The following is a 17,545-nucleotide window of genomic DNA, read 5'->3' as shown; positions in this document are numbered from 1 at the left end:
GGCCTTCTGCGCTCCGGTAATCTCATCGCAGGTTTTTAGCCTCGGGTTCGGGTGTGCGTCGTCGCTCCGGGCTCGGGGTTTGTCACGCCATGCTGCATTCCAGCCATTCTGACATCTGACACGACGCTTTTCCCAACATTCCATCGTTTCGATCCCTCAGGCCGCTGCCGCGGCCCGCATTGCGCTTGCAAGCGTCGCGGGTGCCGGCTGGCTGCTGCTGCCGCGCGGATCGGATCGTTTCGACCATTGAACGCATTGAACAGGAGATGAAAATGATGAGTGAACGCACCCCCGTCACGGACAATCGCAAACCGCGGATCGTTCTGACTGCCGAAGACCATGAACGGCTTTCGACTCTGGCGCGCACCGCGAGCGGGGCGGCGCAGGATGCCGCGGCTATCCTCACCGGAGAGCTTGATCGCGCGCATATTCTTGCCAAGGGACGGCATCCCGCGCACACCGTCTTCATGGGAAGCGAAGTCGAATTTCGTGATGACACGACCGGCAAAGTGCAGACGGTGACGCTCGTCTATCCCGGCGAAGCCGACATTTCGCTGGGCAAGATCTCGGTGCTCACGCCCATTGGCGCGGCGCTCATCGGAATGCGCGCCGGGCATTCGATCAACTGGGAAACACGTGGCGGCGATCTTAAACGTTTGACGGTGATCGACGTGCGCGAGCCGGCACAGGTTTGATTTCGTCGTCTCGCCTGCGACTGTCTACGATCGGGACAGGTGTCATCCCCGACAGCCGCGTAGCGGTTGAGCGGGGATCCAGAGCAAGCGGTAGAATGCTATTCGGGACAAAATATAAGATGGATGCGCGGCAATCATGCAGCGCTACTCTCACGGTGAAGCGCCCCTGATCGGTGAGTCTATCGTTTGATGAACATCAGCACGAAGCGGTCGCTCTCGCCAATCGCGGCATATTTCTCGCGGTTCTTGTCGCCTTCGCGATAGGTGGGCGGGAGTGACCAGACGCCTTCTGGATAATCCTTGGTGTCTTTCGGATTGGCTTTCACTTCCGACGTGCCGATCAGTTTGAAACCGGCCTTCTCGATCAGGCCGATGGCGAAGTCCTGGCGCACATAGCCGGTGCGCATCTGCGCTTCTTGCGTCATGTCGGCGCGGCCGCGGTGGTCGGCGACGCCGAGGATACCGCCGGGCTTCAGCGCCGTGTGAAACGCTTTCAGCGCGCCGTCGATCTCGTTGCGGTCGAGCCAGTTGTGCAGGTTGCGGAACGTCAGCACGAGGTCAGCGCTGCCTGGCGGCGCGATCTCGTAGCGATCGGCTAGGAATTTCGTCACCTGCACTTTGCCGAAGGTCGCCGGATCATCGGCATATTTCTTCAGCATGCGGGCATGGTCTTGCAGATAGCCCGGCGGTGCGTTTTCGTCACGGCCGGCGGTGATGTAGAGCCCTTTGTCTCGCACATAGGGCGCGACGATCTCGGTCCAATAGCCGGCGCTGCCAGGCAGCACTTCCACCACCGTGCTGTCGGGGCGCAGGCCGAAAAATTTCAGCACTTCATAGGGTTTGCGATAGGGATCGCGCGCCGTGTTGGCGGGGCTGCGCTGCGGGCCGGCGACGAGTTCAGCCAGCCGATCGACTGGTTGCGCCATCGCCAGCGGCGCGGTGGCCAGCGCCAGTACCAGGGCGACCAGCCCAACCAGTCCGCTGGGCTTGCGGCAAATGCGTTCTTGGGCGCGCATGAAATCTCCCGGTGGTCTCGACGCGGCAATGCGCACGCGTCTTTGCGCCAATGAAGCGCGCCTGAGGGAAAATTGCAAAGCTTGAGATAAGTGTGTCGCGCTCAGCGTTTGGAGGGCGGCGACATCAGCGGCAAAGCGGCGAATTGCGCCTTCGCTTGCGCGGCCTCGTCGCGGGCATGGCGCGCATCGCTGCGCGCGTCCCGGGCCGCCCGGCGATGCTTGCTCTGGCCAAACCAAGTGGCGCAGCCGCCCAGCACCACGCCGATCATGATGGAGACGAAAACGATCAGGAAGAGCGGCGCCTGGATCTGCATTGCCCAGTCGCCGAGCAAGCCGGTCGGATCGAGAACGAAGGGAACGTTATGTCGATTGGCCACCGCGAAGACGATGGCGATAATGGCAAAGGGCAGAAAGACCAGCCACCTGAGCGCACGTTTCATCACTGCTGCTCCGTGCGCGACTGTCTTCAGCCCTGCGTGTTGAGACGCTCGCGCATTTCCTTGCCCGTCTTGAAGAAGGGCACGGATTTCTGCTCGACGGACACATGTTCGCCGGTGCGCGGATTGCGGCCGACGCGCGCGTCACGACGCTTCACCGAGAAGGCGCCGAAGCCGCGCAACTCAACACGATCGCCGCGCGACAGCGCGTTGGTGATCTCTCCGAGGATGGCATTGACGATATTCTCGACATCCCGGTGATAGAGATGGGGGTTCTTATCGGCAATTCGTTGGACCAGTTCGGACTTGATCATTGGCGCCATTCCTTCGGTCGAGCTTGAGCTTGCAAATTGGCAATAATTGCAATCATTTCAATCGTCAATACAGGTCCGAAGAATGCCAGACGGCCACCAGACCGTCAAGCATGTGTGCTTCCGCATTGCTGCCCACCGAACGGATCACCTGGGCGATGCTGCCAAGGCCGGCCGCATCGGCCAGATCGGCGGCTGATCCGAACAGGCCCAGATAGTTGGTGGCGGACGAACGGCGCCACTCGCGCACCGGCAAGTCCTTGGCGACATGGCGTTCACGCTCCATCCAGGCGATCGCCTCCCGCTCGCCACCGATCTCGTCGACCAGTTTCAGCGGCAGGCCCTGGCGGGCGGTGAACACCCGGCCATCGGCGACAACGGCCAGTTCCTTATCGTCCAGTTTGCGGCGGTCCTTCACCAGTCCTTTGAACCAATCATACGAATCGCTGACGATGGAGGCGATGGCGGCCCGCGCTTCCGGGCTCGTCGGCTCGAAGCCGTCGGGCGAGGCCTTCAGCGGCGAGGATTTGATCGTCTCCATTTTGACGCCGACGGTATCGAGCACTTTCGAGACATTCGGGAACTGGAACAGCACGCCGATCGAGCCCACCAGGGAGGTGCCGCGAGCAAAAATGCGATCGGTGCCCATCGCCGCGATATAACCGCCCGACGCCGCCATCGTGCCGACAACGGCGACGGTTGGCTTCTTCTCCGACAGGCGGCGCAGTTCATCATAGATGCGCTCGGCGCCGGTTGTCGTGCCGCCGGGGCTTTCGATCGAAACGATGACGCCTGCGGCGTTGGATTTGCCGATGTCGTCGATGAGCTTCAGGGTGTCCTGGTTGCCGGTGAGCACGCCGCCCAAGCTCAACCGCGCGATATGGCTGCTGCTGGTGGCGCTTCTCAGGCCGTCGCTCCAGCGATAGGCGCCCACGCCGGCGGCGACCAGGAAGAGGGCGACGGTGGCGACGCGCCAGAACGACAGCTTGCGGCGCAGCCGGCTGCGGTCGATCAGATAATCGGCGGGATATTCAGTGGCCATGCAACTCTCCCGTGCGGCGCGTCGAAGACAAGCTTCTCGACTGGCGGCAAATTACGGCAAATCGTAGGACGAACAGGGATAAACAAAAAGCCCGCACAGAGTTGATCCCGCGCGGATAAAGAAAAGCCTCGTGAAGCGATCATCCAGGCACAAATAAAAAACCCGCGCGGATCGCTCCGCGCGGGTCTCTATGGCCGGTGAAACCGGCTTACTTCTTCTTTTCGGCGTTCTCGCGAGCCTTGAGCGCGGTGCCCAAGATGTCGCCGAGGGTGGCGCCGGAGTCAGCCGAACCGAACTGCGCGATGGCTTCCTTCTCTTCGGCCATTTCGAGGGCCTTGATCGAGACGGTGACCTTGCGCGCCTTGCGGTCGAACACGGTGATGCGGCCGTCGAGCTTCTGGCCGACCGAGAACCGGTCCGGACGCTGGTCGCCACGATCGCGCGCGAGTTCGTTGCGCTTGATGAAGGTCTGCAGGTCGGTACCGACGATCTGCACTTCCAGGCCGCCTTCCTTCACTTCCAGCACTTCGCAGGTCACGACGCTGCCCTTGCGCATCTCGCCACCCTCTTCCGAGGTCGTGGTGGCGGAGACGAACGGGTCGGTGCCGAGCTGCTTGATGCCGAGCGAAATGCGCTCCTTCTCGATGTCGACGTCGAGCACCTGGGCTTTGACAACATCGCCCTTCTTGTACTCTTCGATGACCTGCTCGCCAGGACGCTTCCAGTCGAGGTCGGAGAGATGGACCATGCCGTCCACATCGCCTTCGAGGCCGACGAACAGACCGAATTCGGTCTTGTTCTTGACTTCGCCTTCGACCACGGAGCCCTTCGGGAACTTCTCAGCGAAGGCTTCCCACGGGTTCTGCAGCGTCTGCTTGAGGCCGAGCGAGATACGGCGCTTGACCGGATCGACTTCGAGCACCTGCACATCGACTTCCTGGCTCGACGCAACGATCTTGCCCGGATGCACGTTCTTCTTCGTCCACGACATTTCGGAGACGTGGATGAGGCCTTCGATGCCCGGCTCGAGTTCAACAAACGCACCGTAGTCGGTGATGTTGGTGACACGGCCATGGAAGCGGGCGTTGAGCGGGTACTTCGCTTCGATGCCCTGCCACGGATCGTCGAGCAGCTGCTTCATGCCCAGCGAGATGCGGTGCGTTTCGTGATTGATCTTCACGATGCGCACGCGAACCGTCTGGCCGATGTTGAGCACTTCGCTCGGATGGTTGACGCGACGCCAGGCGATGTCGGTGACATGCAGCAGGCCGTCGATGCCACCGAGGTCAACGAACGCACCGTAATCGGTGATGTTCTTGACGGTGCCTTCGATGATCTGGCCTTCTTCGAGCTTGCCAACGATCTCGTGACGCTGTTCGGCGCGGCTCTCTTCGAGAACCGTGCGGCGCGACACGACGATATTGCCGCGGCGGCGATCCATCTTGAGGATCTCGAACGGCTGCGGCTGGCCCATCAGGGGCGAGACGTCGCGGATCGGACGGATGTCGACCTGCGAGCGCGGCAAGAAGGCCACGGCGCCGTCGAGGTCGACGGTGAAACCACCCTTGACCTGGTTGAAGATGATACCTTCGACCTTTTCCTTGGCTTCGAAAGCCTTCTCGAGCTTGACCCAGCTCTCTTCGCGGCGCGCTTTGTCGCGCGAGATGACGGCTTCACCGAGCGCGTTCTCGATACGCTCGAGATAAACTTCGACTTCGTCGCCGACGTTCAGTTCCTGATCGCGGCCGGGGCCGGTGAATTCCTTGATCGCGACACGGCCTTCAGTCTTGAGGCCGATATCGATGACCGCCACGTCTTTCTCAAGGGCGACCACGATTCCCTTGATGACGGTCCCTTCGAGGGCATCGTTCTCGCCAAAGCTTGCATCGAGCATGGCGGCGAAATCTTCGCGCGACGGCGCAAAGCTAGACAACGTATTTGCCATTGTTTCTCCTGGGAGGTCCGGGTCGCTTCTTTCGCGGGGGCACGGACCGAATCGCCGGCTTGGGTTTGAGTTACGGGTGACTTTCCTGCGCCAGAGATCGCCCGTTCCCAGACGAACCTCCGCCTCGCGGCGGGCCGGCGTGGTGCCAGCGCATGAAAGCGGTTCTGTTCCCGGAGCGGAAACCCCGGAAACGTGGGCTATCTAACAGTTCGCAGGCGCTTTCGCAAGGAAGTCGACCGCAAAAACGGCCCGATTTCCGCGCCAAACCGACGGGTCAGGGCTTCAAAATCGTCCGCAATCTGTCCACTACCGGCTCCGGGGTGGCGTAAATGGTCTCCAGCAGCTTCTGCATGTCCTCACCGGAGGTTGGCGTCGGCGCCTCGCCCATGACCTTGGTATACTCGGCTCGGTAGGTCTCGTCCTGCATGGCGGCCCAGAAGGCGGCGCGCACCTCCCGCGCCCGTTCCGGCGGCAGGCCGGGCGGCGCCAGATAGGGTCGGGTGACTTCCTGCGGCGCCACCAGGATGCGCATCATCTGGCGGTCCGCCTCGGTGCGCATCAGGTCCAGCGCCAGCGGCACGTCTTGGGCGTCCGGGTGCTTCTTTAGGGACATTTGCACCAGGAAATTGATTTTTTTGTCGCGCAGCCAGTCCGGTTTCGAGGATTTCAGGCTCGAATAGCCCCAACCGCAGCGCCCATCCGTCTCGCCGCGCTCGATGGCCATGATGGTTTCTTGGGTGCCGACATAGCCGGTGATGACGCGGAATTTGGTGCCAAGCGTGGCATTCAGCGCCAGCGGATAGATGTCGGTCGAGGAGGCCGCGCCGGTGCCGGCCATGGTCGTTTCGCGCGTCTTGGCGTCCTCCAGCGTCTTGGTCGGCGAGGTGTGGAAGGTGGCGCAGAAATTGACGTCGTTTTCCAGGGCGCCGACGGCGGTGAAGTCGGTCATTTTATAAGCGACCTTGCGGCTGGAGATCAGCGGTTCGATCAAGGGGCCCGTGGCGAAAGCGCCGATCACCGTGCCGTCCCGGGGCGCGACCGAGAACAATTGCTCGACGAGGCGCACGCCGCCCGCGCCCGGCACCAGTTGCACCAGCGCGGTGGGGTGCCCCGGCAGATATTGGACGATGTAGCGCGCCACCATCCGGGCGCCGATGTCGATGCCGCCGCCGGCCGTGCCGCCCACATTGATGGTGAAGGTTTTACCTTTGAAGTAGCCGTCGCTTTGCGCCATGGCGGCAAGGGGCCAAATCCCGCCCAGAGCTGTGCCCACCGTTAGAGATATCAGCGCAAAAGCCTGTCCGGGCCATTTCGAGACCATTGTTTCCTCCCCCATATTGTTGTTTTGACATTTGCATGCTCGGAGAGTTTGGCCAAGTTTCTGATCACGGTTTTGATCAAGCTTTCGGCGGAACCGACAAAAGCCATCACCGCGGCATCCAAAACCCCTCTGTCGGCGTATAGACTGCATCAAGCGGTAATGGTGGAGGATCAGATGCAACTCGATCGCAGGGGGATGCTGGGCCTGCTTGCCGTCAGCGTTTTGCCGGCGCGCCTGTCGGCGCAGGAATTCAGCCGCATGACCGCCTATGCCTTTTCCTTCGCCGGTCTCAACGGCGGCGAGGTGCGGTTCGCTGATTACGCCGGCAAGCCGGTGCTGGTCGTCAACACGGCGAGTTTCTGCGGCTACACCAATCAATATTCAGCGCTGGAAGCGCTTTATGAGCGCTATCGCGATCGCGGCCTGGTTGTGGTCGGCGTTCCCTCCAACGATTTTGGCGGCCAGGAGCCGGGCGGCCCGGCGGAAATCACGGCGACGGCGCAAAGCTTCAAAGTGCAATTTCCGATGACCGAGAAGTCGGTCGTCAAAGGACCATCGGCCCATCGCTTCTACAAATGGGCGGTGAGCGAGCGCCCGAAGGAGGCGCCGGCGTGGAATTTTCACAAGTTCCTCATCGGTCGGGACGGCCATATCGCGGCGGCCTTTGCCAGCAATGTCGCGCCGGACGATCCTCAGATCATCACCGCCATCGAGCAGGCCCTGCTGGAGCCTGCCTCGAATTAAGCCGTGCGATGAGCGACCGGGCCGACCAACTTCTGACTGAGAACTGATCAAGTTGATCACGCGCGGCAGCGCGTGGCTTGAAGCATACCCACGCGCTCGCCTAACGGTTCCGGCGGGAAGGAACTGCTGATGAGGCCGCCGCGCGCCATGCAGGAATGGATCGTGTCGAAGCGCGTGAATAAGAGCGGCGAAGGCGATGACGATCCAGCCGCTTTCTGATTGATCGTAGGTCGATTCGTTGCATGCTTCGTGGCGCCATCGTACCTTCCGTCCGGGGGGTACCATGTCAAAGACTATCGCCATTTTAGCCGCCGCTGTTTGCTTCCCGACTATCGCGTTTGCGACTGAAACATATTGTCAGGCGCCTGGGCTGCTTCTGTACGACGGTGCCGATCAAACGATTGAGTGGACGGTAACTAGCGTTCAAGGGAGGAAAATCCAGAGGATTGGCCAAGAAAGGCCCACTAGAGGATGTATTCGAGATTTTCGCCTTAGCGGAATGCTTTTAAGGCGCGAAATCATAACTCCCTCTAAGCTCGGCAAGTTTCGTATGCTGAACAAATACCGAGCCTATTACGAATCCGAAAAATTAGGGCTTGATGAAATAGCATATAAAACGACTTGGGAGTTCGGAGGACGAATTGCATCGGCTATCGTTCGACTCAAAGTTCGTGTGGTAGGGGGCCCGATTTAGGTCATTCGTTTAACGGCGAAGGCGGCGAGGTCTTTTGTAGAAGCCGCCGCGCGCCATGCAGGAATGGATCGTCTCGAAGCCCGTCAACAAGAGCGGTGAAGGCGATGACGATCCGGAGACGATCGCGCCGGTTTAAATCACTGTCAGTTGCTGCCCAGTGAGTTCTGCTTTTATCTCCCAATATTAAGGGGGATGGTATGGAAATGCTCGCAGGTTTCGGCTTCCTTCTGCTTTTTTGCTTCAGTGCACTCGTCGGCGCGCTGTTGCGCGGCAGGTTAGACGAGAACCATCTCTCGAAGGAGAACATGGATGCGCTCAGGCTTGTAACGGGCCTGCTGGTGACGTTCGCAGCCCTGGTCTTGAGTCTTCAGTTGTCCTCGTCACGCACGTCCTTTAGCGATGCAGAGCGAAATCGTTCGCTCTATGCAGGCCAACTCGCTAGGCTCGGCCATTGCCTGCGGGATCTGGGGCCGCCGCTCGACGAAACGCGGTTGAAGCTGCGGCAGTACACGGCCGCAGTCATCGCGAGTACATGGCCTCGTGAGCCTATCCCCGTCGTTGCCGGCATGCCCGATACACGGTTCATGGCGGTGACCGGTGAAGATTCCGAACTCACCCGCCTCATGAGTGCGGTCGCCAGAGGTCTTGATGCTGCCGGCGGGGCCGATGCGGCCTCCGCAAACACCGCAGCCCGCTGTCGCACGGATTTCGGTCTCATGCAGGTGAGCCGTTGGGCGGTGATCGAGGATGCACAGCGGCCATCAGCTGGCCGCTTTATCCGCATCATCAGCTTTTGGTTGTCACTGGTGTTCCTGAGCTTTGGATTGCAGGTTCCCCGGCGGAAGCTAAGCTGGATAGTCCTGGCAATCGGCGTCGTCTCGATTGCCAGCGTGATGTTTGTCATTGTCGATCTGGATGTGCCCTACGGCGGCTTCTTCGGTATCCAGAGTACCGCGATGCGCAATGCTCTGGCAGACATGAGCCTCTAGGCGCGAATTAAGCGGGTCATTCTGGTGGCCCGCTATCATAGCATCTCCCCAATCTGGCGGATGGGCATCAGATGTCGCGTTCGATGCCGTGACAGCATGCGGTCTTTAGCTATGAATGCGAGAGTAGCTATCCAAGCCCGGCTTGCGCCGCTGGGATAGGCTGTTGTAGCTAATTCTGCGGCAAGCAGTCGCAAAACAACAAAAGACGGCAAAACAACAAAAGACGGGAGGACAACGCATGGCCCAGAAGGGTTCGGCACTGAAGGACGTCGCCAAAGCGGGATCGCAAAAGAGCGGCGTTGCCCTGGCGACGGCGCGTTTCGATGACAAAGACACATTGGTGCGCCCGTCCAACGCGCAGATGGGCTGGGCATCGGATGCCATGGCGGAGATGCTCCGGCGGCTCGACCTGCGTTATATTGCATTGACGCCGGGTGCTTCCTACCGTGGCCTGCACGACAGCCTCGTCAACTATCTCGGCAACCGCGATCCGCAAATGCTCGTGTGCCTGCACGAAGAACACGCGGTCGGTATCGCTCAGGGCTATGCCAAGGTCACCGAGAAGCCGATGGCGGTCGCGCTCCACTCCAATGTCGGCTTGATGCACGCGACCATGGCGATCTTCAACGCGTGGTGCGCGCGCAATCCGATCGTCATACTGGGCGCGACGGGACCGGGCGATGCCGACGAGCGCCGGCCGTGGATCGACTGGATTCACACCGCCAAGGATCAGGGCGCCCTCATCCGACACTATACAAAATGGGACGACGAACCGCGCTCGGCCGTCGCCAGCGTGGAATCGCTGACCCGCGCCTGGCAGATCGCCGCGACGCCACCTTATGGCCCGACCTATGTCTGCCTCGACGTTGGCCTGCAGGAATCGAAGCTCGAGAAGGAGATTCAATTTCCCGATCTCGAGCGCTTCGCACCCGGCGAGCCGCCGGCACCTTCGACTGAGGCGATCGAGCGCGCCGCCAAATTGCTGGCAGAAGCTAAGCGGCCACTGATCTTGATGGGACGCGTGTCGCGCGGCCTCGGCGACTGGCAGGCGCGCATCGATCTCGCCGAAGCCATCGGCGGCGCCGTGCTCACGGACATGAAGACATCATCGTCCTTTCCGACCGAACATCCGCTGCACGTCATGGAGCCGCGCCACCGTCCATCGCCCGAGAGCACACGCTACATCAAGGAGGCCGATGTCATCCTGTCGCTCGACTGGATCGACCTGCGTGGCACTTTCATTCTCACGCTTGGCAAGGATGCGCCGGTGGAGGCGAAGGTCATTCACTGCAGCGTCGACGACTATCTCCATAACGGTTGGAGCATGGATCATTTCGGCCTGCCGCCGGTGGACCTGAAGATCCTGTCGACACCTGATCAGATGATCCGGCCGCTGACCGAGGCGGTGCGCAGACTGCGAGGGAACAGCGCCAAGACCGAACCGAAATGGCCGGTGCGGCAAGCAAAGCCGCTGTCGGCGCCGCGCGCCGAGGGCATGATGAGCCTGCGCGACCTGGCGCTGGTGGTGCGCGAATTCTGCGATCCCCGCGAGGTGACGATGGCCGGCTATGCGCTGGGATGGCCAGCGGACACGGTCAACTTCCGTCATCCGCTTGACTACATGGGCATCGACGGCGGCGGCGGTGTCGGCGCCGGTCCCTCCAACGCGATCGGCACGGCGTTGGCCATCAAGAATTCCGGACGGTTTCCCATGACCGTCATGGGCGATGGTGACTTCGCCATGGGCTGCAACGCCTTTTGGACGGCGGCGCATATGGGCATTCCGCTGCTTGTGGTGATCGCCAACAACCGCGTCTACTACAATGACGTTGCGCATCAGGAACGTATGGCCGTGGTCCGCGACCGTCCGGTCGAAAACAAATTCGTCGGCCAGGAGATGGTGCATCCAACCATTGATCTTGTCGGTCTCGCCAAGGCGCAAGGGCTCGACGGCGAGGGACCAGTGGAATCGGCCGCAGCCTTCCGAGAAGCGCTCAAGCGTGGCGAAGCCGTGGTGAAGGCGGGCGGCGTCTACGTCATTGATGCGCGCGTTGACGTTGGCGCACCAGGCGAGGGCAATCGCGGCCATACGGGAGGGCGCAAGGATTGATCCGACCTATCTAGGGACGAGTGGCGCACCGAATGGCTCAGCAGTGAGATTTCGGTGCGCACCTCTTCCCGAGTAACGGGCAAACCTCGTTTACCATCAGGCAGCGCGCGGTGTTCAGCCGCGCGTTGAGGTCAATTGAATTCTTGAAACCCAGGGAGGGGGAGATGGAACTCGTTCGCAGGATATCGCACAAGATTTTAATTGCGTGCGCGCTGTGTGTCTGGGCGTCGATCCCGGCCAAGGCAGACGCGATGCTGGAATTCTACCAGGGAAAAACGGTTCGCTTGGTCAACGGTGGTGCGGCGGGCTCCGGCTACGATCTCTATTCGCGGATGCTGGCGCCCTATCTTGAGAAGAAGCTTGGAGCGAAAGTCATCGTCGACTCGCGACCTGGTGCTGGCATGATGATTGCGATGAATCACGTGTGGATACAGCCGCCCGATGGGCTGACGATCATGTTGGCGCCTGGCGAAGGCGCCGTTCTTGGCAAGCTTATCGACGACGGGGCGTTGCGCTTCGATCTGATGAAATACGGTCTGCTGGCGCGCGTGAATACGGCGCCGCGCGTACTGATCGTCTATCCCAAGTCCAGCTATTACAAGGTCGACGATCTCTTGAAACAGTCGAAACCCTTGGAGATCGGCGCCAACGGCAAAACGGACGCGGCCTCCGACACGTCGGCGGTGATGTGCCATGCTCTGAAGCTGAACTGCAAAATCACGATTGGCTATAAGTCGTCGGCCGACTTCGCGCTCGCCGCCGTGCGCGGCGAGGTCGACGGCACGGTACTGGTCGAGGACTCTGCCGCCCGTTATTCGCAAGGCGGACAATTGCGCGGCGTCCTGGTGACCGCGCGTGAGCGCTCGCGGCTGATGCCCGACGTGCCGACGATCTACGAAGCCACGAAGCTCGACCCGGAAGCGCAATGGTGGCTCGATTTTCGCGAGGACATTCGCAAGATCGGCCGCATCCTGGTCGTGCCGCCGGGCATGGATCAGGAAAAACTCGCCTTCTTGCGCAAGGTGACCAAGGAAATTCTGACCGATCCTGAGGCGCTTAAAGATTTCGAAAAGCAGCAGCAACCGGCGCTCTTCGGCGAACCGGGGGAGATCGCCGAATTGATGCGGCGCAGTCTTGACGGCCTATCACCTGAACGTCGGCAAGAGGTGAAGCACGTCATCGCCGATAAATACTATTAGCTCACAAATCGAGCGCGTGCTGCATCACTTTATGCATGACGCTCGGCAAGGCTTCGCTGGCAAGCTCGCTTTCCTCGATCCACTGCGCCCCCTCTGGCGCCGCTGTCTGGCGCGGCACTTCGCCGTAATAGACGGTCAGGGCTAGGGAGAAATGGGTGAACACATGGTTGGCGCTGCCGACCTTGCGGCGCCATTTCGTCGTGAGCGGTGCGTGGTTCAGCGCCTCGTCCTGGGGAAAGTCGGCGCGCCATTCGCTGCCGGGAAATTCTAGCATGCCGCCGAGCAGCCCCTTCGGGGGGCGGCGACGCACCAGCACTTTGCCGTCAGCGCGCCGCGTATAGAAAATCGCGCCGGTGCGGTGCGGCCGCTCCACCTTGGGGGCTTTCACCGGGAAACGCGGCTGCGTACCCTCGGCGCGGGCGATGCAGCCATCGGCCAGCGGGCACAGCACGCAGGCTGGCGTTTTCGGCGAACAGATCGTCGCGCCGAGATCCATCATCGCTTGCGCGAAATCGCCGGCGCGCGCGTCTGGCGTGATCGTATCGGTTTTGGCGCGAATGAGCGGTTTGGCCGAGGGCATCGGCGCATCGATGGCAAAGAGGCGCGTCACCACGCGCTCGACATTGCCATCGACGACGACGGCGCGTTTGTCAAAGGCGATAGCAGCGATCGCCGCCGCCGTATAAGGGCCAATGCCGGGCAGGGCGCGCAGGGCTTCTTCGCTGTCGGGAAAGATGCTGTCATGGCGTTCGACGACGGCGATCGCGCAGGCGTGCAGATTGCGCGCGCGGCTGTAATAGCCGAGCCCTGCCCAGGCTTTCATCACGTCGTCGATCGGCGCGGCAGCGAGTGCGCGTACCGTAGGCCAAAGGCTCAGAAAGTGCTCATAATAGGGCTTAACTGCCGTCACCGTGGTTTGTTGCAGCATGATTTCCGACAGCCACACCGCATAAGGATCGGGCAGTTGGCCCGGCAGCGCGCGCCACGGCAATTTGCGGCGATGCGCGTCATACCAGGCGAGCAGATCAGCCGCGATATTGTGGCGGGTTTTTTTCGATGGGTTTGCCAGAAGAACCATGCCATTCTTTAGAGCATTTCCACATACAGTGGCTAGTCGGCGCTCCAGCGGAGAAAATTCATGCACAAGATCGATATCCCGCAATCGGTGGTCGACCGCGTGGTCAAGCGGCGGGGTAAGGAACATATTCACGACGATCTGACGCCCTCCAAGACAGCCTTGATCGTCATCGATATGCAGAATGCCTTCATGCCGGTGCCGGTCGCCCATGCGCCGTGCCAGATGGCGCCGAAAATCGTTCCCGCCATCAACAAATTGGCGCAGGCCGTGCGCGAGACCGGCGGCGTGGTCGTGTGGATTCAGACGGCCTGCACGTCAGGCGACAAGATCACCTGGTCCAATGCGCACAAAATGGTGACCCATGACCGCGCGCTGATGCGCTTTTCGGCGCTGGAACGCGGCTCGGAAGGCTATGCGCTGTGGCCGGAGATGGATGCCAAGCCTGAGGATCTCTATGTCGAGAAACATCGCTTCAGCGCCTTCATTCAAGGTTCGTCCGATCTCGATGCGATTCTGCGCGAGCAGGGGGTCGACACGGTTTTGATCACCGGCACGGTGACGAATGTCTGCTGCGAGTCGAGCGCGCGCGACGCGATGATGATGAACTACAAAGTTGTCATGGTGTCCGACGGCAATGCCGCCGACAATGACGACGAGCACAACGCCACCTTGCGGTCGATCTATCTGACCTTCGGCGACGTGATGGACACGACCATGCTGGTCGATCTGTTGAAACAACGCAGCAACATCCGCACCGCGGCCGAATAACCTCGCGCGTGGTGCTGCAACCGTTGGAGGGCGGTGATGGCGATCGATCCGGTGCCTGAGGATTACAGTGGCGGTATTCCCGGCCTGTGCGTCGATAAGGGCGCGCAGGCCGTCGAAGTCTATAAGCAGGCGTTCGGTGCGGTCGTTACCATGCGCTTCGACGAGCAGGACGGCCGTCTCGGCCATGCCGAGTTCCTGATCGGCAAAGCGCGCTTCTCGGTCTCCGACGAATTTCCTGAATATGGCGTGGTCAGCCCGAAGACCCTTGGTGGTTCGCCTGTGTCGCTGCACGTCTACGTGCCTGATGTCGATCAGGTGGCGGAACGCGCGGTGGCCGCTGGCATGAAGCTGTTGCGACCGATCTCCAATGAGTTCTATGGCGACCGGGTTGCCCGGCTGCAGGATCCCTTCGGCCATCGCTGGATTGTCGCGTCTCGGATCGAGAATCTTTCTCTCGAGGACATGTATCGTCGCGTCGGAAAATCCGACGGCTAAAAATCGAAAAGGCTCTAGCGAGAGGGTGACGCGCTGGGGGTGTTGGCGACCGCCGCTTGGAAGGCCTCGGCGAAGTGGCCGAATTCCTGCTGGTCGGCATCGGTCACCATCCAGAATGTGAAGCCGGAATGGTGCCAGGGCAGAACGTGAAAGCCGGCATCGGCCGTTGCTTGGACCGCGGTCGCGACGCCAGGTATGGCGGCCACGCTGACGACATGGGCGCCGAGGCGGTAGACCAGGACGGGTGCCGGCGCGCCATTCACCACATCGACCCGGCCGCCGAGCAAGGGAAAGCCTTGGGCGGCCAGATCGGGAACGGGCGGCGAAATCGCGATCCGCGCGTCGAACCACGGCCGGACGTTATGGCGATCGTTCGAGGCAACGTCGACCGGCGTTACGGCGAGGAGTGCGCGCCGATGGCTGGCGATCAACGCATCGACAATGCCGGGCGTGCGGCGCCCGAGCGCCAGAAAGGTGGCGCTGCCGCCAAGGCCCGCGCCGACGACCAAGGCCGCAGCCATCTTCATGAAATCGCGGCGTGGCGGGCGCGCAGATTGCGTGCTCTCCGGCTTGGACATCGTGTTCAACCGAGCCCGCAGCCCTGCCGGGGCGTGATCGCGCGTGATCTGCGCCCGCAGCACGCGCCGGAGTGCCATGTGGCGGGCGTATTCGGCGGCGAGATCAGGGTCGTCGGCAAGCCGTTGTTCTAAGGTGGCTTGGCCGGCGGCATCCAGCTCTCCGTCGATGGCCGCTTGCAGGATCAAGCGCGGATCAAGAGGCGCGTCGCTCATGACAGGTCCTTTCCGATCCGCGCGATCAGCCAGGTGCGGGCGCGCGCCAGGCGCGACATCACGGTGCCGACCGGAATATCGATGATGTCGGCGATCTCGCGATAGCTCAGACCGTTGAATTCGCGCAGGACCAGCGCCTCGCGAAAGGGGGTGGGCAGGTCGGCGATCGCCGCCTGTAGAAGGGCTTCATCGGCGCGTGCGATCATCTCTGCTTCCGGGGTTGCGGTTTCGGGCGCGGCCGCTGTGGTGCGCTCGAGGGCTTCCAGATCATCGCTCAGGACAAGCGTTTTTGGCCGGTTGCGCGCGAGCCAGGTAAATGTCGTGTTGCGGACGATCGAAAACAGCCAGGCGCGTGCATTGCCTCCGCTAAAGTGCTCGACGCCGTTGAAAGCCCGCAGACACGCCTCCTGCACCACGTCCTCCGCATCCGTTGGATTGCCGGTCAGCCAGCGCGCAAAAACAAAAGCGTCGTCGAGGTGGGGCATCACCACCTCGTTGAACAAGCGGCTGCGACTCTCATGGGTCACGTGTGCACAGGAGGCATGCGTTCCTCTCACGGTGCCACGATGATCCTCCCCTTCATATGGGGATGCAAGCCGCAAAAGTAATCGTAGGTGCCGGGTTCGGCGAATGTGAAACTGAACGTGTCGGCTGTGTCGAGGGCGCGCGAGTGGAGCTTTCCATTCGTCGTGACGATCGAATGGGGAATGTCGTCGTCATTGCTCCAGGTCACGACGGTGCCGGGCTTGATGTTGAGGGTTTCAGGGGTGAAGGAGAAATTTTCGATCTTCACGGTTGCGCCCTCGGCCCGCACCTGCTGTGGCAGCAATGCCAGAACAAGGGCCGCGCCTGCCGCGCACAAGCGGCGGCGATCGATATCTATCGTCATGTCATGTCTCCGCGTGCCAGAGCCGATCAGGCCTTCACCAATTCACTGTCGATGATGGCAAGCGGTTGGGTGCCGCGTTTGACAGCGATCGATGCGATTCCCAGCACACTGCGGAGCCGATCATCGGCCACTTTCATCGGGCCGGGCGATGGCGCGGTTCCCGGTGCTGGCTGCGGAAAAGCGGTTGAGCGGGCGGTATGAAACGTCACCGCGCCTTCGACCTTCTGCATGATCTGGTGAATGTGGCCGTTCAGCACCGTCACCGATCCAAATCGCTTGACGAGCGCCAGCGCCTGCGCCGCATCGTCGGTGCCCCAGCCCCAATCGGTATAGACGGTCCAAAGCGGGATGTGCGCGAAGATCACGAGTGGTGTCGAACTGGCCTTGGTCTTTAGATCGTCGGCAAGCCAGGCGATTTGCGCGGCGCCGAGCGCACCCATGCCTCCGGCCTTGAGATCGGCGACATTGACGAGCCCGATGAAGTGCACACCCTCATGATCGAACGCATACCAGCCGCTTCCCTGGGCCTGTTGCTTCTTGCCAAAGCGTTCCAGATAGAGTGCGCCGCGTCCCTCATCGATGATGTCGTGTTCGCCCGGCACGTAATGCACGTCGAGCCTGGCGTTGGTGATCACCTTTTCGGCGTCGTCGAATTCTTCGGGTTTCGACAGATGTGAGATATCGCCGGTGTGGATCATGAACGCCGGCTTGGCCGCGATGCCGTCGATTTTGCCGATCGCCTCTTGCAGGGTCGCGAGCGGATTGGGATTGGCCGCTTGCTTGAAGCCAATATGGCTGTCGGAAATTTGCAGGAAGCTGAAGCCCGTCGCCGCTTGTGCGTGTGCGGTACCGACGCCGAGCAGGGACGACGTCTGTGGAACGCCACCGGCAATCGTCCAAAGCAGGCCGGTGCCAGCCCACACCATGCATTCGAGCGCGCCGCGGCGATCGATGGGCGTGTCGATGGGGTTGTTGTCCTTCGTCATGGGTCTTCTCCAAGAGAGTGCCGCACGGGGCGACA

18 protein-coding genes are annotated in these 17,545 nt (G+C 61.4%); 7 read left to right on the top strand and 11 right to left on the bottom strand.

The genetic code is table 11. The features are described from left to right. Positions 1 to 275 precede the first annotated feature (275 nt). The gene (gene rnk, locus BLW50_RS14930) at positions 276 to 695 is read left to right on the top strand and encodes a nucleoside diphosphate kinase regulator (protein ID WP_090709168.1); all 420 of its coding nucleotides are present in this window, start codon (positions 276 to 278) and stop codon (positions 693 to 695) included. A gap of 179 nt (positions 696 to 874) precedes the next feature. On the opposite strand, the gene BLW50_RS14925 is transcribed toward rnk, so the two are convergent. The 6 genes from BLW50_RS14925 to BLW50_RS14900 all read right to left on the bottom strand — a co-directional run bounded on the left by BLW50_RS14925 (position 875) and on the right by BLW50_RS14900 (position 6,767). After that, on the bottom strand, positions 875 to 1,711 hold the full coding sequence (locus BLW50_RS14925; protein ID WP_090703954.1) for a class I SAM-dependent methyltransferase: 837 nt from the start codon (positions 1,709 to 1,711) through the stop codon (positions 875 to 877). A gap of 101 nt (positions 1,712 to 1,812) precedes the next feature. Next, positions 1,813 to 2,151, bottom strand: coding sequence for a lipopolysaccharide assembly protein LapA domain-containing protein (locus BLW50_RS14920; RefSeq protein WP_090703950.1), 339 nt, complete (start codon positions 2,149 to 2,151; stop codon positions 1,813 to 1,815). 26 nt (positions 2,152 to 2,177) lie between these two features. Further along, positions 2,178 to 2,462, bottom strand: coding sequence for an integration host factor subunit beta (locus tag BLW50_RS14915; protein ID WP_090703946.1), 285 nt, complete (start codon positions 2,460 to 2,462; stop codon positions 2,178 to 2,180). Positions 2,463 to 2,526: 64 nt separating this feature from the next. Then, positions 2,527 to 3,501 carry a signal peptide peptidase SppA gene (gene sppA / locus BLW50_RS14910; protein ID WP_090703943.1) on the bottom strand — a complete coding sequence of 325 codons (975 nt, stop codon included), beginning with the start codon at positions 3,499 to 3,501 and terminating at the stop codon, positions 2,527 to 2,529. A gap of 208 nt (positions 3,502 to 3,709) precedes the next feature. Next, positions 3,710 to 5,446 (bottom strand): 30S ribosomal protein S1, encoded by a 1,737-nt coding sequence (gene rpsA / locus BLW50_RS14905; RefSeq protein ID WP_090703939.1) that lies wholly within the window; start codon positions 5,444 to 5,446, stop codon positions 3,710 to 3,712. A gap of 274 nt (positions 5,447 to 5,720) precedes the next feature. Beyond that, on the bottom strand, positions 5,721 to 6,767 hold the full coding sequence (locus tag BLW50_RS14900) for a Bug family tripartite tricarboxylate transporter substrate binding protein (protein WP_139267629.1): 1,047 nt from the start codon (positions 6,765 to 6,767) through the stop codon (positions 5,721 to 5,723). 174 nt (positions 6,768 to 6,941) lie between these two features. Between BLW50_RS14900 and BLW50_RS14895 the strand changes: the two genes are divergently transcribed. The 4 genes from BLW50_RS14895 (at position 6,942) to BLW50_RS14880 (ending at position 12,503) form a co-directional block, all read left to right on the top strand. Beyond that, positions 6,942 to 7,511, top strand: a complete 570-nt coding sequence (locus BLW50_RS14895) for a glutathione peroxidase (protein WP_090709165.1) — start codon at positions 6,942 to 6,944, stop codon at positions 7,509 to 7,511. A gap of 891 nt (positions 7,512 to 8,402) precedes the next feature. Continuing rightward, positions 8,403 to 9,194, top strand: coding sequence for a bestrophin-like domain (locus BLW50_RS14890; protein WP_090703933.1), 792 nt, complete (start codon positions 8,403 to 8,405; stop codon positions 9,192 to 9,194). Positions 9,195 to 9,432: 238 nt separating this feature from the next. Beyond that, positions 9,433 to 11,304: a thiamine pyrophosphate-binding protein gene (locus tag BLW50_RS14885; protein WP_244544253.1), complete on the top strand. Its 1,872-nt coding sequence runs from the start codon at positions 9,433 to 9,435 to the stop codon at positions 11,302 to 11,304. Between the two features lie 164 nt (positions 11,305 to 11,468). Then, complete coding sequence (locus tag BLW50_RS14880; RefSeq protein ID WP_090703930.1) at positions 11,469 to 12,503, top strand: Bug family tripartite tricarboxylate transporter substrate binding protein; 1,035 nt, start codon at positions 11,469 to 11,471, stop codon at positions 12,501 to 12,503. A gap of 1 nt (position 12,504) precedes the next feature. Here BLW50_RS14880 and mutY read toward each other — a convergent pair whose 3' ends face one another. After that, positions 12,505 to 13,581 (bottom strand): A/G-specific adenine glycosylase, encoded by a 1,077-nt coding sequence (mutY, locus tag BLW50_RS14875; RefSeq protein ID WP_090703926.1) that lies wholly within the window; start codon positions 13,579 to 13,581, stop codon positions 12,505 to 12,507. Positions 13,582 to 13,641: 60 nt separating this feature from the next. Between mutY and BLW50_RS14870 the strand changes: the two genes are divergently transcribed. Together BLW50_RS14870 and BLW50_RS14865 are read left to right on the top strand one after the other, a co-directional pair. Continuing rightward, positions 13,642 to 14,349 (top strand): isochorismatase family protein, encoded by a 708-nt coding sequence (locus BLW50_RS14870; protein ID WP_090703924.1) that lies wholly within the window; start codon positions 13,642 to 13,644, stop codon positions 14,347 to 14,349. A gap of 36 nt (positions 14,350 to 14,385) precedes the next feature. Beyond that, positions 14,386 to 14,844: a VOC family protein gene (locus BLW50_RS14865; RefSeq protein WP_090703919.1), complete on the top strand. Its 459-nt coding sequence runs from the start codon at positions 14,386 to 14,388 to the stop codon at positions 14,842 to 14,844. A 14-nt stretch (positions 14,845 to 14,858) separates the two neighbouring features. Here BLW50_RS14865 and BLW50_RS14860 read toward each other — a convergent pair whose 3' ends face one another. The 4 genes from BLW50_RS14860 to BLW50_RS14845 are packed head-to-tail and all read right to left on the bottom strand — an operon-like array spanning position 14,859 to position 17,510. Beyond that, positions 14,859 to 15,635 carry an anti-sigma factor family protein gene (locus BLW50_RS14860; RefSeq protein ID WP_090703916.1) on the bottom strand — a complete coding sequence of 259 codons (777 nt, stop codon included), beginning with the start codon at positions 15,633 to 15,635 and terminating at the stop codon, positions 14,859 to 14,861. Next, positions 15,632 to 16,138 (bottom strand): sigma-70 family RNA polymerase sigma factor, encoded by a 507-nt coding sequence (locus tag BLW50_RS14855; protein ID WP_280141497.1) that lies wholly within the window; start codon positions 16,136 to 16,138, stop codon positions 15,632 to 15,634. Before BLW50_RS14855 ends, BLW50_RS14860 begins: the two co-directional genes overlap by 4 nt. A gap of 50 nt (positions 16,139 to 16,188) precedes the next feature. Beyond that, positions 16,189 to 16,524: a cupredoxin domain-containing protein gene (locus BLW50_RS14850; protein WP_090703909.1), complete on the bottom strand. Its 336-nt coding sequence runs from the start codon at positions 16,522 to 16,524 to the stop codon at positions 16,189 to 16,191. 26 nt (positions 16,525 to 16,550) lie between these two features. Beyond that, a complete protein-coding gene (locus tag BLW50_RS14845) occupies positions 16,551 to 17,510 on the bottom strand; it encodes a metallophosphoesterase family protein (protein ID WP_090703906.1) in 960 nt (319 codons plus the stop codon). Between the last annotated feature and the right edge of the window lie 35 nt (positions 17,511 to 17,545).

Source organism: Beijerinckia sp. 28-YEA-48 (assembly GCF_900104955.1).
In the GTDB taxonomy this organism is placed as follows: domain Bacteria; phylum Pseudomonadota; class Alphaproteobacteria; order Rhizobiales; family Beijerinckiaceae; genus Terripilifer.
Note: the sequence above shows the minus strand (reverse complement) of the source record. Positions and strands in the feature narration are given on the sequence as shown.

Bases quoted from the DNA above. Each gene is read 5' to 3' on its own strand.
- rnk (WP_090709168.1), top strand. From the start codon at position 276: ATGAGTGAACGCACCCCCGTCACGGACAATCGCAAACCGCGGATCGTT.
- BLW50_RS14925 (WP_090703954.1), bottom strand. From the start codon at position 1,711: ATGCGCGCCCAAGAACGCATTTGCCGCAAGCCCAGCGGACTGGTTGGG.
- BLW50_RS14920 (WP_090703950.1), bottom strand. From the start codon at position 2,151: ATGAAACGTGCGCTCAGGTGGCTGGTCTTTCTGCCCTTTGCCATTATC.
- BLW50_RS14915 (WP_090703946.1), bottom strand. From the start codon at position 2,462: ATGATCAAGTCCGAACTGGTCCAACGAATTGCCGATAAGAACCCCCAT.
- sppA (WP_090703943.1), bottom strand. From the start codon at position 3,501: ATGGCCACTGAATATCCCGCCGATTATCTGATCGACCGCAGCCGGCTG.
- rpsA (WP_090703939.1), bottom strand. From the start codon at position 5,446: ATGGCAAATACGTTGTCTAGCTTTGCGCCGTCGCGCGAAGATTTCGCC.
- BLW50_RS14900 (WP_139267629.1), bottom strand. From the start codon at position 6,767: ATGGTCTCGAAATGGCCCGGACAGGCTTTTGCGCTGATATCTCTAACG.
- BLW50_RS14895 (WP_090709165.1), top strand. From the start codon at position 6,942: ATGCAACTCGATCGCAGGGGGATGCTGGGCCTGCTTGCCGTCAGCGTT.
- BLW50_RS14890 (WP_090703933.1), top strand. From the start codon at position 8,403: ATGGAAATGCTCGCAGGTTTCGGCTTCCTTCTGCTTTTTTGCTTCAGT.
- BLW50_RS14885 (WP_244544253.1), top strand. From the start codon at position 9,433: ATGGCCCAGAAGGGTTCGGCACTGAAGGACGTCGCCAAAGCGGGATCG.
- BLW50_RS14880 (WP_090703930.1), top strand. From the start codon at position 11,469: ATGGAACTCGTTCGCAGGATATCGCACAAGATTTTAATTGCGTGCGCG.
- mutY (WP_090703926.1), bottom strand. From the start codon at position 13,581: ATGGTTCTTCTGGCAAACCCATCGAAAAAAACCCGCCACAATATCGCG.
- BLW50_RS14870 (WP_090703924.1), top strand. From the start codon at position 13,642: ATGCACAAGATCGATATCCCGCAATCGGTGGTCGACCGCGTGGTCAAG.
- BLW50_RS14865 (WP_090703919.1), top strand. From the start codon at position 14,386: ATGGCGATCGATCCGGTGCCTGAGGATTACAGTGGCGGTATTCCCGGC.
- BLW50_RS14860 (WP_090703916.1), bottom strand. From the start codon at position 15,635: ATGAGCGACGCGCCTCTTGATCCGCGCTTGATCCTGCAAGCGGCCATC.
- BLW50_RS14850 (WP_090703909.1), bottom strand. From the start codon at position 16,524: ATGACGATAGATATCGATCGCCGCCGCTTGTGCGCGGCAGGCGCGGCC.
- BLW50_RS14845 (WP_090703906.1), bottom strand. From the start codon at position 17,510: ATGACGAAGGACAACAACCCCATCGACACGCCCATCGATCGCCGCGGC.